The following is a 14,854-nucleotide window of genomic DNA, read 5'->3' as shown; positions in this document are numbered from 1 at the left end:
CTGTGCGGCTCTCACGAAGAGGCCTGCTCCGCGCGGGCCTGGGCGGTACAGCCGCCGCGGCACTCGGCGGCCTGGCCACCGGCTGTGCCGTCCCGACCGGTTCCACCGGCCGGAACATGGTCCTCTGGTACTGGAGCGGCGGTCTGAGCGACACCGTCGTCAAGAACGCCAAGGCCCGCTACGGCGGTTCGGTGGACCTCCAGGCCATCCAGATCGGCGGCCAGTACCGCTCCAAGCTCATCACCACCTTCACCGGCCGGGCCCACATCCCCGACATCGCGGGGCTCAAGGGCGAGGACATGGCCGCCTACCTCCCCAACGCCGACCAGTTCATCGACCTCAGGACGCTGGGCGCGGAGAAGTACAAGGACCAGTACCTGTCCTGGAAGTGGGACCAGGGCATCGCCGACGACGGCACGATGGTCGGCTTCCCGATCGACTGCGGCCCGGTCGCGCACTACTACCAGTACGACGTGTTCCGGAAGGCGGGACTGCCGTACGAACCCGACGACGTGACCGCCGGGCTCGACACCTGGGAGAAGTTCTTCGACGCGGGCGAGCAGTTGGGCAGACGCGTGTCGGGGGCGAAGCTGCTCACCGACGTCAACTCGGTCTTCGAGAACGTCGTGCAGCAGGGCGCGAAGCGGTACGTCGACAAGGACCGCCACTTCATCGGCGACCAGGAGCACGTGCGCCGCGCCTGGGCGCTCGCCGTGGAGGCCAAGCGGCGGGGCATCGTCTCGGACCTGGTCAGCGGTACCCCGGACCAGCTCTCCGCCATCCAGGACGGCAAGCTGCCGAGCCAGCTCAACGCCTCCTGGGCCTCCTTCGACATCAAGAACGGCGTGCCGCGGACCAAGGGCAGGTGGCGGGTGGCGCAGATGCCCGTGAGCCCCGCGAACAACGGCGGTTCGTTCCTGTCCATCACCAAGGAGTGCCGGGAGCCGGAGCGGGCCTTCGAGATCATCACCTGGATCCTCAACGCGTCCAACCAGGCGCAGGGTTACGTCGACGCGGGCCTCTTCCCCTCGACGCCCGCCTCCTACGGACTCCGGCAGATGCAGGAGCCGGACCCCTTCTTCGGCGGTCAGGTCACCACCGATGTCTTCGGGCCCGCCGCGCAGAAGATCGTGGTCGCCTACAACAGCCCGTTCGACGTCGCGCTCGGGCAGCCCCTCAAGGACGAGATCAAGAACGTCGGCGTCCTCGGCAAGGACCCGAAGAAGGCCTGGAGTGACGCCATGAGCAAGTGCCGTCGGATCGCGAAGCACCTGGGGGTGAGCTACTGATGGCCGTTCTGGAGCAGACCCCGCCCGTGGTGGCGCCGCCCTCGCCGGCCCGGCCCGCGAAGGGCTGGCGCAAGTACTGGCACCTGTACGCCGCGATCTCCCCCTTCTACCTGATCTTCCTCGCCTTCGGTCTCTTCCCCGTCGGCTTCTCGCTCTACCTGTCCTTCCACCGCTGGGACGGCCTCGGCTCGATGGAGTGGGCCGGGCTCTCGCAGTACCAGTACCTGCTGAGCGACAGCGACTTCTGGAACTCGATCGGCAACACGATCGTCATCTGGGCGCTGGCCACCTTCCCCATGATCTTCCTGGCGATGGTCACGGCCGTGATGCTCAACTCCGCGGTCCGCTTCAAGGGCCTGTACCGCGTCGCGTACTTCCTGCCGAACGTCACCTCGGTCGTCGCCATCGCCATCGTCTTCGGCTCGATCTTCTCCACCAACGCCGGCATGGTGAACGCCGTCCTGCACGCGGTGGGCATCGACCAGGTGGCCTGGCTCAACACGCCCTGGGGCATCAAGGTCACCATCGCGGCCCTGATGACCTGGCAGTGGACCGGCTACAACGCCATCATCTTCCTCGCCGGGCTCCAGACCGTACCGGGCGAGCTGTACGAGGCCTCGCGGGTGGACGGCGCCGGCCCGGTCCAGACCTTCTTCCGGATCACGCTCCCGCTGCTGCGGCCGACCCTGCTGTTCGTCCTCGTGGTGTCGACCGTCACCGGCCTGCAGAGCTTCTCCGAGCCGCAGGTGCTGCTCCAGACCTCCTCCAACGACTCGACGTTCGCGGGCGGTCCGGGCCACTCCGGCCAGACGATGGTCCTCTACTTCTTCCAGCAGACCTTCGACAACAACGACTTCGGGTACGGCGCCGCGGTGGCCTGGGGCATCTTCCTCGTCGTCGTCCTCTTCTCGATCATCAACTGGCGCCTCGTGCAGCGCCGGGGCGACTAGGAAGGGCCCGTCATGGCTTCCATCAAGGGGTCCCGCCGCAGAGGGATCGCGCTGCACCTCCCGCTGGTCCTCGGCACGATCGTCTCGGCCTTCCCGTTCTACTGGGCCGTGATCATGTCGACGCACAGCTCGTCGGAGATCTTCTCCTACCCGCCCAAGCTGCTGCCGGGCACGCACTTCCTGGAGAACGTCCGCAACCTGTTCGACGCCGTCGACTTCTTCGGGTCGATGTGGAACTCGCTGCTGGTCGCGGTGTCGGTGACCTTCCTGGTCCTGCTCTTCGACTCGCTCGCGGCCTTCGTCTTCGCCAAGTTCGAATTCCCCGGCAAGAACGTGCTGTTCGGGCTGCTCATGGTCATCTTCATGGTGCCCGCGCAGTTGTCGGTCATCCCGCAGTTCGTGATCATGGCGAAGATCGGCTGGATCGGCTCGATGACCGCGCTGATCGTGCCGGCCGCGGCCAACGCCTTCGGCATCTTCTGGATGCGCCAGTACATGAGGACGGCCATCCACGACGAACTGCTCGACGCCTCCAGGCTGGACGGCGCGAACTTCCTGCGCCAGTACTGGCACGTGGCCCTCCCGGTGGTCCGGCCGGGCCTCGCCTTTCTCGGCATCTTCACCTTCATGGGCCAGTGGAACGACTTCGCCTGGCCCCTGATCGCCCTCACCAACCCGGACAACGTGACCCTCCAGGTGGCGCTGTCCCAGCTCAACGGCACCCACGGCACCACCGACTACGGCATCGTGATGACCGGCGCCCTGCTCGCCCTCGTCCCGCTGCTCATCGTGTTCGCGATCGGCGCCAAGCAGATCATCGGCGACCTCGCGAAGGGAGCCGTGCGCGGATGACGGACGATCCGCTGATCGCCCTGCGCCCCTGGGAGGCACCCGAGGTGACCTCCTGGGGGCGGCTGCCCACGAACGCCGTCGACCGGCGCTCCGGAGCACTCCCCCTGGACGGCGACTGGCGTTTCCGGTTGCTGCCCGCTCCGGACGCGCCGGTCGGCGGCTCCTGGTCGACGGCCCACGTCCCCGGCGCCTGGACCATGCAGGACACCGGCGACCTGCCGCGGTACCTCAACGTCCGCATGCCCTTCCCGGAGTTCCCTCCGCACTCCCCCGCCACGAACCCCACGGGCGTGTACGAGCGGGAGGTGGACGTCCCCGCCGACTGGGCCGGACGCCGGATCGTGCTCCAGGTCGGGGCCGCCGAGAGCGTGCTCCTCGTCCATGTGGACGGGCGGCCCGTCGGGATCTCCAAGGACTCCCACCTGGCGGCCGAGTTCGACCTGACGGGACGGGTGCGCGCCGGCGAGCGGGCCGTCGTACGGCTGACCGTGGTCAAGTGGTCGGACGCCTCGCACATCGAGGACCAGGACCACTGGTGGCACGGCGGGATCACCCGGTCGGTGCTGCTGTACGCGACGGACCCGCTGCACCTGTCCGACGTGACTGTGCGGGCCTCCTGCGACGGATCGTTGCGGGTGGACTGCCGGGTGCGGGACGCGGCCGGCGCGCTGCCCGGGGGCTGGTACGTCAGCGGGGAGCTGGACGGACTGGAGCTGGCGCAGGACGCGGAGTTCGACCGGTTCAACCGGGAGGACGAGCGGGTCTCCGACTTCCTCGGCGAGGCCCGGCTGCGGACCGTCGTGGAGGACGTCCGCACCTGGACCGCCGAGACGCCCGAGCTGTACACGCTGACCGTCCGGCTGCACCGCGCGGACGGCACGGTCGCCGACACCGCACGGCACCGGATCGGCTTCCGCGACGTCCGGATCACCGGCCGGGACCTGCTCGTCAACGGCGAGCGGATCTTCGTCCGGGGCGTGAACCGGCACGACTTCCACCCGCTGACCGGGCGGACGGTGTCGTACGACGACATGCGCGCGGACCTGGTCACGCTGAAGCGGTTCGGGTTCAACGCGATCCGCACCTCGCACTACCCGAACGACCCGGCGCTGTACGACCTCGCCGACGAGCTCGGTCTCTACGTCGTCGACGAGGCGGACATCGAGTCGCACGACCACGCCCACGAGATCGCCGACGATCCCCGCTACCTGAACGCCTTCGTTGACCGGGTCTCGCGGATGGTGCTGCGGGACAAGAACCACCCTTCCGTGATCATCTGGTCGCTGGGCAACGAGTCCGACTACGGGGCGAACCACGACGCTGCGGCGGGCTGGCTGCGGCGGCACGACCCGACGCGTCCGGTGCAGTACGAGGGGGCGGCGAAGCTCGACTGGGCGGCCGTAGGCGACGCCACCGACATCGCCTGCCCGATGTACGCCCCACTCGACGCGTGCGTGGAGCACGCCCTGTCCGGGCGGCAGACCAAGCCGCTGATCTGGTGCGAGTACTCCCACGCCATGGGCAACAGCAACGGCACGCTCGCGGACCATTGGGCGGCCATCGAGTCCACGCCGGGTCTTCAGGGCGGGTTCATCTGGGAGTTGTGGGACCACGGCATCCTCCAGCGTGTGAACGACGGCAGACCGGTCGGACGTGGGGGCGTCGGACTCCATCACAACGGTGTCGCCGCGCCCGGGTACCGCTGGGCGTACGGCGGCGACTTCGGCGAGGGCGACCACGACGGCGCCTTCGTCGCCGACGGCGTGGTCCTTCCCGACCGCACGCCCAAGCCGGTGATGTACGAGCACCGGGAGATCGCGGCGCCGGTGCGCATCGAGTGCTTCCGGCACGAGGGGATCGTGCTCGGCAACCACCAGCACTTCCGGGGCCTCGACTGGCTGGCCGCCGAGTGGGAGCTCTGCCTCGCCGACGGCCGCGTCCTGACCGCGCCCGCCGAGCTGCCCGACCTGCGGCCCGGCCAGACGGCGGCGGTGCCGCTGCCCTTCGAGCTGCCCGGGGACGGCGGCGAGGCGTGGCTGACGCTGCGGGTGACGACCGCGCGCGACGAGCCGTGGGCGCCGCGCGGGACGGTGGTGTGCCTGCCGCAGGTGCGTCTGCGGAAGGCGGAGCGCCAGGCACCGAGGGTGGTGCAGAATCGTTCCGTCAAGGTCGACGACGACGGGCTCCTGGTCCATCCGCTGCTCACCGCCGCCCCCACGCTGTCCCTGTGGCGGGCGCCCACCGACAACGACGAGCTGGGCGGGACGGCCTCGCGCTGGCGCGCCTGGGGCCTGGACGCCCTGGTGCGCAAGGTCGCGCACATACGGCAGACCCCGGGACGCGTCACCGTCCGTGCCGAGTACGTGTCCGACGCGGGTGTGGTCCGTCATGTGCAGGTCCTCACCGCGGTGGAGGGCGGGGTGCACGTCGAGGAGTCGGCCGAACTGCCGGACGCCCTCGCCGATGTGGCGCGGGTCGGCTCCGTGTTCGAGACGGTCGCCGGGCTCGACTTGATGGAGTGGTTCGGGCAGGGCCCCTGGGAGTCGTACCCGGACCGCGCCTCCGGGGCGCCCGTCGGCCACCACTCGGTCCCCGTGGACGAGCTGTTCACCCCCTATCTGCGCCCCCAGGAGAGCGGCGGGCGGCACGGCGTACGGCACTTCAGCCTTCGCGCACCCGACGCCACAGGGCTCTCGGTCGTCCTGGACGAACCGCGCCAGGTCGGCGTGACCCGATTCCGGGCGGCGGACCTCACCGCCGTGGCCCACCACGACGAACTCGTCCCTAGAGCGGGCTGTGTGGTGCACATCGACGCCGCCCACCGGGGCCTCGGCACCGCCTCGTGCGGCCCGGACACCTTCGCCTCCTACCTCGTCACGCCGGGCGTCCACCGCTGGAGCTGGACGCTACGCACGCTCTGACCCCTCCCCGTTCCCCCCGTCATGTCCTGGAGCACACGTGTGTACTTCGCATGAGCACGACCACGGCCAGGAGGCCGCCCGGGCCGGTGCCGGCCGGCGCGGTTTCCTGCGGGCCACGGCGCTGCTGGGTGCCGCGGCCACGGCGGGCGTCGCCCTGCCCGTCGCCGCGGCCGGTACCGCCTCCGCGTCCTCGCCCAAGTGGCGCCCCGACACGGAGAGCCGGCGTTTCACGCTCGCCGTGATGCCCGACACGCAGTACCTCTTCGACGGGCCGAGCATCGACAAGGCGCCGGTCGAGGCCTCGCTGCGGTATCTGCTGGAGCAGGGCGAGGAGGAGAACATCGTCTTCCTGTCCCACCTCGGCGACCTCACGCAGAACGGCACCGCGGCCGAGTTCGCCGCGATCGGCGAGGCGTTCGCGCTGCTCGACCGGCGCGGGGTCGGCTACAGCGTCCTGGCGGGCAACCACGACGTGCAGCCGTCCGGCACCGACCAGCGTGGCCCGACGCCGTACCTGGACGTGTTCGGTCCCGACCGTTTCGAACGGCACAGGACCTTCGGCGGCGCCTCCGCCGACGGCTACAACACGTACCACCTCTTCAGAGCGGCGGGCCGCGAGTGGATGGTGCTCGCGCTGGACTGGCGGCTCTCGGACCAGGGGTACGCCTGGGCGAAGAAGGTCCTGGCCGCTCACCCGAGGACTCCGGTCGTCCTGACCACGCACGAGCTGGTCGTCGAGGACGACACCCTGTCGGCGTACGGGCAGCAGTTGTGGGACCGGCTGGTCAAGGACCACGACCAGATCTTCCTCACCCTCAACGGGCACTACTGGCCGGCCGGGCGGGCGACCCTCAGGAACACGGCGGGCAACGACGTCCACCTGCACCTGACCAACTATCAGAACCGGTACTTCGGCGGCGCCGCCATGATCCGGCTGTACCGCTTCGACCTCGACCGCGGGGTGATCGACGTGGAGACGGTCTCCCCGTGGATCCTCGGCCGGGCCGCCGAGGGGCTCAACGAACTGGAGCGGCAGGAGATCGAACTCAGCGGTGACGCCGACCGGTTCTCGGTCGCCGTCGACTTCCAGAAGCGCTTCTCCGGCTTCGACCCGGTGCCGCAGCGGCCGGCCCGTCCGGTGTCCAGGATGCTGATCCGCGGGACGGCCGCGTACTGGCGCTTCGAGTCGCCCGTCTCCGGCACGGTCCGCGACCTCTCCGGCCACGGCAACGACCTCATCGTCGTGTCGGTCGGCGGCGGTTCGCTCGGCTGGTCCGCCGACCACCATCCCGACCAGCCCGGTCACGGCAGCCTGGAGTTCCAGGGCTACAAGTCGCCGCTCAGGGGTGCCTACCTGCGCACGGTCGACGGCGCTCCCCTCAACTCGGAGACTTTCAGGGGCGGTTACACCATCGAGGCGTTCTACCGTCTCCCCGCGGACTGGGACCCGGACCACCACGCCTGGTCGGGCCTGGTGAGCCGGACCGGTACCGGCGGCGCCGCCGGCAGGACGGCCGATGACCCCGACGAGCCGCTCGCCACGCTGTCGTTGTCCAACGACCGTGAGCCGCAGTGGGCTATGCGGCCGACCGACCAGGAGGGCATCGCCACCAACTGGGGCCAGGAGACCCCGCTGGAGACCTGGTGGCACCTCGCCGTCGTCAACGACGGGAAGCACACCACGCTGTACGTCCAGGGCTGCCCGGTGGTCCGCAACCCGAAGGCGTCGGCCGTCGGGATCACCTCGGTCGGCGAGCCCTGGCTGCTGGGGGGCTACACCTACGCCGACAGGATCGACCAGATCTTCCACGGCCGCCTCGGCGACGTGCGGATCGTCTCCCGGGCGCTGCCCGTCTCGTCCTTCATGACTCACTGACCCGCTTTTGAGGATCACCATGACCGAGCAGCAGCTGCCTTCCTGGGCCGACCCGTCCGTCTCCCCCGCCGACCTCGACGCGCAGGGTGTGTCACGACGTGGACTCCTGCGCCGCGCGGGCCTGTTCGGCGCGGCTTTCGCGCTGGGGTCGGCGACTCCGGCACTGGCCGCCTCCGGTCGTCCTCGCCTGGGCGGCGACGACCCCCGCCTCGCCTACCTCGTCGGCGACCACCACGTGCACTCCGTCTACAGCCACGACGCGAAGTACACCTTCTCCCAGCAGGCGCGGGCCGCCGCCAGGTACGGCCTCGACTGGATGGTGTTCAACGAGCACTCCAACTTCGGGCACGCGAACCACGGCGCGAAGCTGGAGCACGCGGAGATCGTCAGGGCGCGGTCCGAGAACCCGCGTCAGCTGATCTTCCAGGGCCTGGAGTGGTACATCCCGGCCGCCGAGCACGGCACGGTGTTCGCCGCACCCGGCCCGCACGAGACCGACCTTCTCACGCAGTTCGAGCTCGCCTACGACGGCAAGCTGCTCGGCTACACCGAGGGCTCCGCGGGCGCCGACGACACCGCGCGCAACGAGGCCCATGCCGTCAAGGCTCTCAAGTGGCTGGCGGAGCAGCGCCGTTCGGGTTACGTCGACGACGTCCTCGTCATCGCCAACCACCCGCTGCGGCTCGGCATCGACTCGCCGCACGAGATGCGGAACTGGCGGGACGCGGGGCGGGGCGGCGGGAGAGAAGGTGCCCCGGAGATCATGATCGGTATGGAGGGCGCGCCGGGCGCCCAGGGCGCGGCGATCCCGGGCCGGCGCGGGGCGGCCTCCGTCCGCGGCGAGTACGAGAACAAGCCCTCGGCGCAGTCCTGGCCGGGCTATCCGGCGGACGCGTACGTGACGTACGGCGGTTTCGACTGGGCGACGGCGACCGTGGGCGGGTTGTGGGACTCGATGCTGGCCGAGGGCGGCCTGTTCTCGATCACCACGAACTCCGACAACCACCGCACCGTCTTCGACACCTGGAAGAACGGCGACTGGCCGGCCGGGCAGAACTTCGACAACACCGGCAGGCTGCCCGACCCGGTGAACACCGGCACCCCGCAGCCCGGCAGCGACTTCTGGCCCGGCCAATTCAGCCGCACTCATGTCGGCGTGACCCGGTACGGCTACCGCCCGGTGATGGCGGGCCTGCGCGCGGGCCGCGTCTGGGTGGACCACGGGCACCTGCTCGACGGACTCGACGTCCGTGTGAAGCGGGACTGCGACGCGGGGCGCGGTGTCACGCTGGGCGGGCGCCTGCGGGTCCGCAAGGGCGAGCGGATCACCCTGTACGTGACGGTCACCAGCGCCTCCCGCGTGAACCCCCACGGAATCCTGCCCGAGTTGGCGCACGTGGACGTGATCCGGGGCGCGGTGCGCGGTCCGGTGGGCGACCGGGACGCCTGGCAGGCACCGGACACCAGGGTCGTACGGACGACGGACGTGTCCGGCCGCAAGGGCACGTACACCCTGCGCGTCCCGCTGACCGCCGGGGACGAGTCCTTCTACGTCCGGCTGCGCGGCAGCGACGGCAAGCGGCACGGCACGGGCTACCTCGGCACCTCCGTCGACCCGCACGGCCCGATCCCCCACGAGCCCGGCGACGGGGACCCGTGGGAGGACACGTGGTTCTACTCGAACCCGGTCTTCGTCGACGTCACCGGTTGAGGCAGACGCCCTGAAGGGGTGCGGGGAACTTCCTAGGCGTAGAACCGGGAAAGGCTCTGGAGCACCGCCGCCGGCTTCGCTCCGCCCTCGATCTCGATCGTCCCGTCGACGGTGATCTGCACCCCGCCCGGCACGTCCTCGGCCTCGGTCAGCTTGGCGATCAGGCGGATGCGGGAGCCGGCCTTCACGGGGGAGGGGAAACGGACCTTGTTGAGGCCGTAGTTGACCTTCGTGGTGACGCCCCGGACGTCGAGCAGTTCGGTGAAGAGAGGGATGAAGAGGGAGAGGGTCAGATAGCCGTGGGCGACGGGGGCGCCGAACGGGCCGTCCTTGGCGCGCTCCGGGTCCACGTGGATCCACTGGTGGTCACCCGTCGCGTCGGCGAAGGTGTCGATGCGCTCCTGGGTGACCTCGATCCACTCACTGGTGCCGAGGTCGCTGCCGGCGAGCTTCTTGAGTTCGTCGAGGCCGTTCACGGTGAGGCTCATGGGGTTCCTTGGCTGTTGCCGTAGCGCTTGCGCACCCGGGACTTGAGGAGTTTTCCGGAGGCGGTGCGCGGGAGTTCGTCCGCGATCACCACCGACTTGGGGATCTTGTACTTGGCGAGCCGGCCGGCCAGGGAGGCCAGGATCTCGTCGGGGTCGGGCGTGGCGCCCTCGCGCGGGACGACGACGGCCCGCGGCACCTCGCCCCACTTTTCGTCCGGCACGCCGATGACCGCGCACTCGGCGATGTCCGGATGGCCGAGGACCAGGTCCTCGATCTCGGCGGGGTAGACGTTCTCGCCACCGGAGATGATCATGTCCTTGATGCGGTCCACGATGAAGACGTATCCGTCCTCGTCGATGCGGGCCGCGTCCCCGCTGCGGAACCAGCCGTCCGCGAAGGAGGCGGCGGTCTCCTCGGGCAGCCCCCAGTAGCCGGGCATGACGTGCGGCCCCCGGAGCACCACCTCGCCGGTCTCGTCGACGTCGACGGGCGCGAGATCCGGCCGTACCACCCGGACGTCGCTGAAGAAGTGCGGCACGCCCGCCGAACCCGCCTTGCTGACGGCGTGCTCGGCGTCCAGGAACAGGGTCCCGGGAGAGGCCTCGGTCATGCCGTAGCCCTGGAGGAAGGTGAGTCCGCGTGCCTGGTAGGCGGCGATGAGGGAGGTCGGCACCGGGGAGCCGCCGCACGTCAGGATGCGCAGGGAGGACAGGTCGGCGTCCGGCCAGCGCGGGTGGCTCGCCACCTGCTCGAACATCGTCGGCACCCCGAACATGAAGGTGATCCGGTGCTGTTCGATCAGGTCGAAGGTGGCGTCGGGGTCGAATGCCTCGACCAGGACGCAGGTGCCGCCCTTGAGGAGCACCGGGAGGGTCAGCATGTTCAGGCCCGCGGTGTGGAACAACGGGGCGGAGACCAGGGCGCGTTCGTCGGCGATGAGGTCGGTGTCGACGAGGACGTTGATCGCGTTCCAGGTCAGGTTGCCGTGGGTGAGCATCGCGCCCTTGGGGCGGCCGGTCGTGCCCGAGGTGTACATGATGACGCAGGTGTCGTCGGGCGTGACCGGCTCGTCGACCGGTTCGGCCGGCGACTCGGCGAGCAACCGCTCGTACTCCGCGCCGACTTCGACGTACGTGCGGACGTCGGTGTCGCCCGGCAGTCCGGCGACGAGTCCCGCGTGCGAGGGACCGTGGACCAGTGCCCTGGCCCCGGAGTCGGAGAGCTGGTAGGCGATCTCCGGTCCGGCGAGGCGGGTGTTGAGGGGGACGAAGACCGCGCCGAGGGTGCCGGCCGCGAACAGCGTCTCCAGGTAGGAGGGGTGGTTGGGGCCGAGGTAGGCGACCCGGTCGCCGCGCCGGATGCCCCGGGCGCGCAGGGCGTGCGCGAGGCGGGTGACGCGGGCGTGCAGACCGGCGTAGGTGAGTGTCGTGCCACCGTGGACCAGGGCGGTGCGGTGCGGGGTCTTGCGGGCCCGGCGTGCGGGCCACGACCCCAGTCCCTCGTTGCGCATGGACGGCCCCTTACGGCTTGGTCAGCCCGAGCAGGCGGGCGGCGTTCTCCTTGAGGATCCTCGGCTTCACCTCGTCCTTGACCGACAGCTTCTCGAAGTCGGCGAGCCAGCGGTCGGGAGTGAGGACGGGGAAGTCGGAGCCGAAGAGGACCTTGTCCTTGAGCAGCGTGTTCGCGTACTGCACGAGCTGCGGCGGGAAGTACTTCGGCGACCAGCCGGACAGGTCGATGTGCACGCCCGGCTTGTGCGTGGCGACGGCGAGGGCCTCGTCCTGCCAGGGGAACGACGGGTGCGCCAGAATGATCTTCAGGTGCGGGAAGTCGGCGGCCACGTCGTCCACATGCAGGGGGTTGGAGTACTTCAGCCTGATCCCGCCGCCGCCCGGGACCCCGGCGCCGATGCCGGTCTGTCCGGTGTGGAAGAGGGCGATGGTGCCGGTCTCCTCGATGACCTCGAACAGGTCGTAGGCCACCGAGCGGTCGTTGGGGAAGAAGCCCTGGATGCTGGGGTGGAACTTGAACCCCTTGACCCCGTACTCCTCGACCAGGCGGCGGGCCTGCTTGACGCCCGCTCTGCCGCGGAAGGGGTCGATCGACGCGAAGGGGATCAGCACGTCGGAGTTGGCGGCGGCCGCCTCCGCGACCTCCTCGTTCGGGACCGGCGCGGTGCCGGTCGCGGACTCGGCGTCCACCGTGAAGATCACGGCGGCCATCCTCCGCTCGCGGTAGTAGGCGGCGGTCTCCTCCAGGGTCGGCTTCCGCTTGCCCTCCACCTTGAAGTAGGCGGAGGACGCGTCGTGGAGGTCGTCGTCCAGGGAGGAGTGGCCCTTGGAGGAGACCTCGGCGTGGGTGTGGACGTCGATGGCGACCAGCGACTCGATGTCCATCACGCCTCCGGAAGCTTCGGTGCCGGGATGCCGACGGTCTGGAGCTCGGCGCCGACCGAGGTGGCGAAGGCGCCGGCCAGGGTCTCGGGGGTCCAGCCGCCGTCGGCGTACGCCGTCCTGATCTCCTGCGGATGGGACCAGAGTGCCACCTTGTCGCCGCCGATGCCGATGGCCTGCCCGGTGATGCCCCGGGCGGCGTCGGAGGCGAGGAAGGGGACGAGGGCCGCGCAGTCCTCGGGGGTGCCGAAGCCCTCGCCCTTGCGGAGGAAGTCGGGGAGCGGCTCGCCGTTGCGCATGGCCTCGACGTAGGGGGCGAAGGCGGGGATGGTCTCGGTCATCGCGGTGGCCGCGACGGGCACGATCGCGTTGACGGTGATGTTCGCGCGGCCCAGCTCCATGGACCAGGTGCGGGCCATGGCGGCGATGCCGGCCTTGGCGGCGGCGTAGTTCGTCTGCCCGAAGTTGCCGCGCTGGCCGGCCGGGGAGCCGACCAGGACCAGGGTGCCGCCCTCGCCCTGTTCGCGCATCCGGACGGCGGCGGCGCGGGCGCAGGTGAAGGTGCCCTTGAGGTGGGTGGTGACGACCGCGTCGAAGTCGTCGTCGGTCATCTTCCACAGCACCTTGTCGCGCAGGATGCCCGCGTTGGTGACCAGGATGTCGAGCCGCCCGAACTCCGCCACGGCCCGGTTCACGAGCCGCTCGGCGGCTTCGGTGGTGCCGACCGGGACGACCTCGGCGACGGCGGTGCCGCCCGCCTCCGCGATGGACTTCACGGCCGCTTCGGCCACGGCCTCGTCGACGTCGTTGACGACCACGGACGCGCCGTGGGCGGCCAGGGCGTGCGCGTAGGCGAGGCCGAGGCCCCGGCCGCTGCCGGTGACGACGGCGGCCTTGCCGGTGAGATCGATGCTGGGCACGAGGAGGTCCCTTCACGAACGGAATGCGGGTGACGCGGCTTCGGAAAGCGCGGTGTGACTCCGGGATCGAAGCTAAGAGCAATAATTGGCAACGTCAATAGTTGTTGGCGACCTTCGGGTGCGTCATGCTGGAATCTCCCTGACACCCCGAGCACGAGGAGCCCGCCATCACACGCCAGCACGTCACCCCGAAGCCCATCGACTCGGAGGAGCCGTGGATGCGCGGGCTGCACGCGGACACCGGCTATCTGCTGTACCGCCTGGGGCTGCGCTCGGGTCAGTTGTTCAACACGTTCCTCCAGGAGTCGGGACTGCGGCTGCGGCACTACGCGGTGCTGCGCTACCTGGCCGGCTCCGAGGGCGCCCTCCAGCGGGAGCTGAGCACCCGGCTCGGCTACGACCCCAGCGCGATCGTCGGCCTGGTCGACGACCTGGAGAAGCTGGGCATGACCGAGCGCCGCCCCTCCCCCGACGACCGCCGCAGCAAGACCGTCGTGCTCACCGACAAGGGCCGGGCGTTCCTGCGCGACACCGACGAGGCGGGCAGACGGGTCACCAACGACCTGCTCGCGCCGCTCGACCCCGCCGAGCGCGACACCCTCCAGGCCCTCCTGCTGAGAGTCGCCGACCGGCCATGACCCTGCGCTCCGCCCCGGACCGCCTGCTGGCCGTGCTCGCCGCGTTCGACCACGACCACCCGGCACTGTCCCTGACCGACATCAGCCGGCGGGCCGGACTCACCCTGACGACCACGCACCGGCTGGTGGGCGCGCTGGCCGACTGGGGCGCGCTGGAGCGGGACGACGCCGGGGTCTACCACGTGGGACTGCGCCTGTGGGAGGTCGCCGCGCTCGCGCCGCGCGGGGTCGCGCTCAGGCAGCTCGCGCTGCCGTACCTGGAGGACCTGTACGAAGCCACCCACGAGAACGTGCAGCTGGCGGTGCGGGACGGCGCGGACGTCGTCTACATCGAGTGGATCGCGGGCCGTTCGTCGGTCGGGGTGCACATCCGGGTGGGGGCGCGCTGGCCGCTGCACGCCACCGGGGTCGGCCTGGTGCTGCTGGCGCACTGCGAGCCGCACGAGCAGGAGGAGTACTGCGCGGGCCCGCTCGCCGTCTTCACGCCGTACACCATCGCCGAACCGGTGCGGCTGCGCCGGGTCCTGGCCGAGGTGCGGCGCACCGGCGTCGCGGTGAGCAGCCGTCAGGTCACCGACGACGCCCTGTCGGTGGCCGCCCCCGTGCGGGGGCCCGACGGGGCGGTGGTCGCGGCCGTGTCGGTCGTCGTGGCGCACGCCGACGCCCAGGTGCCGGCGCTGGTCCCGGCGGTACGGCTCGCGGCGCTCGGGATCTCGCGGGCGCTGGGCTGGCAGCCGGCGGTGACGCCCCTGACGGGCACCGGATATCCCTCGCACCGGTGAGGTCCCGGCCGCTCGGCGTCGTGATACTGGAAC

The 14,854-nt window shown here is 70.5% G+C and carries 12 protein-coding genes; 8 read left to right on the top strand and 4 right to left on the bottom strand.

Features of this window, described 5'->3' with window-relative positions:
- Positions 1–2 precede the first annotated feature (2 nt).
- From ACIQJT_RS00390 to ACIQJT_RS00365, 6 genes are read left to right on the top strand one after another with little or no spacing between them, the layout of a single operon-like run.
- Complete coding sequence (locus ACIQJT_RS00390; protein WP_365454038.1) at positions 3–1,289, top strand: extracellular solute-binding protein; 1,287 nt, start codon at positions 3–5, stop codon at positions 1,287–1,289.
- Positions 1,289–2,239: a carbohydrate ABC transporter permease gene (locus ACIQJT_RS00385; protein ID WP_053847828.1), complete on the top strand. Its 951-nt coding sequence runs from the start codon at positions 1,289–1,291 to the stop codon at positions 2,237–2,239. The genes ACIQJT_RS00390 and ACIQJT_RS00385 overlap by 1 nt, the downstream gene beginning before the upstream one ends.
- A gap of 12 nt (positions 2,240–2,251) precedes the next feature.
- A complete protein-coding gene (locus tag ACIQJT_RS00380; RefSeq protein WP_365454032.1) occupies positions 2,252–3,091 on the top strand; it encodes a carbohydrate ABC transporter permease in 840 nt (279 codons plus the stop codon).
- Entirely contained in the window at positions 3,088–6,012 is a 2,925-nt protein-coding gene (locus ACIQJT_RS00375; protein ID WP_402638593.1) for a glycoside hydrolase family 2 TIM barrel-domain containing protein, read from the top strand. Before ACIQJT_RS00380 ends, ACIQJT_RS00375 begins: the two co-directional genes overlap by 4 nt.
- Before the next feature lie 37 nt (positions 6,013–6,049).
- Positions 6,050–7,888: a LamG-like jellyroll fold domain-containing protein gene (locus tag ACIQJT_RS00370; RefSeq protein WP_402638591.1), complete on the top strand. Its 1,839-nt coding sequence runs from the start codon at positions 6,050–6,052 to the stop codon at positions 7,886–7,888.
- Positions 7,889–7,907: 19 nt separating this feature from the next.
- Entirely contained in the window at positions 7,908–9,599 is a 1,692-nt protein-coding gene (locus ACIQJT_RS00365) for a histidinol-phosphatase (protein WP_402638589.1), read from the top strand.
- A gap of 32 nt (positions 9,600–9,631) precedes the next feature.
- Here the strand turns inward: ACIQJT_RS00365 and ACIQJT_RS00360 are convergent, their stop codons facing one another.
- The 4 genes from ACIQJT_RS00360 to ACIQJT_RS00345 are packed head-to-tail and all read right to left on the bottom strand — an operon-like array spanning position 9,632 to position 13,401.
- Positions 9,632–10,087, bottom strand: coding sequence for a MaoC family dehydratase (locus ACIQJT_RS00360; RefSeq protein WP_365454014.1), 456 nt, complete (start codon positions 10,085–10,087; stop codon positions 9,632–9,634).
- The gene (locus tag ACIQJT_RS00355; protein ID WP_402638586.1) at positions 10,084–11,598 is read right to left on the bottom strand and encodes a long-chain fatty acid--CoA ligase; all 1,515 of its coding nucleotides are present in this window, start codon (positions 11,596–11,598) and stop codon (positions 10,084–10,086) included. The genes ACIQJT_RS00360 and ACIQJT_RS00355 overlap by 4 nt, the downstream gene beginning before the upstream one ends.
- A gap of 10 nt (positions 11,599–11,608) precedes the next feature.
- Complete coding sequence (locus tag ACIQJT_RS00350; RefSeq protein WP_402638584.1) at positions 11,609–12,484, bottom strand: amidohydrolase family protein; 876 nt, start codon at positions 12,482–12,484, stop codon at positions 11,609–11,611.
- A complete protein-coding gene (locus tag ACIQJT_RS00345) occupies positions 12,484–13,401 on the bottom strand; it encodes an SDR family NAD(P)-dependent oxidoreductase (RefSeq protein WP_402638581.1) in 918 nt (305 codons plus the stop codon). Before ACIQJT_RS00345 ends, ACIQJT_RS00350 begins: the two co-directional genes overlap by 1 nt.
- A gap of 218 nt (positions 13,402–13,619) precedes the next feature.
- Here ACIQJT_RS00345 and ACIQJT_RS00340 point away from each other — a divergent pair, with 218 nt between their 5' ends.
- Positions 13,620–14,039, top strand: coding sequence for a MarR family winged helix-turn-helix transcriptional regulator (locus tag ACIQJT_RS00340; RefSeq protein ID WP_053847817.1), 420 nt, complete (start codon positions 13,620–13,622; stop codon positions 14,037–14,039).
- Complete coding sequence (locus ACIQJT_RS00335) at positions 14,036–14,821, top strand: IclR family transcriptional regulator (protein ID WP_402638577.1); 786 nt, start codon at positions 14,036–14,038, stop codon at positions 14,819–14,821. Before ACIQJT_RS00340 ends, ACIQJT_RS00335 begins: the two co-directional genes overlap by 4 nt.
- The last annotated feature ends 33 nt before the right edge of the window (positions 14,822–14,854 follow it).

The organism is Streptomyces sp. NPDC091972 (assembly GCF_044756385.1).
Lineage (GTDB): Bacteria > Actinomycetota > Actinomycetes > Streptomycetales > Streptomycetaceae > Streptomyces.
Note: the sequence above shows the minus strand (reverse complement) of the source record. Positions and strands in the feature narration are given on the sequence as shown.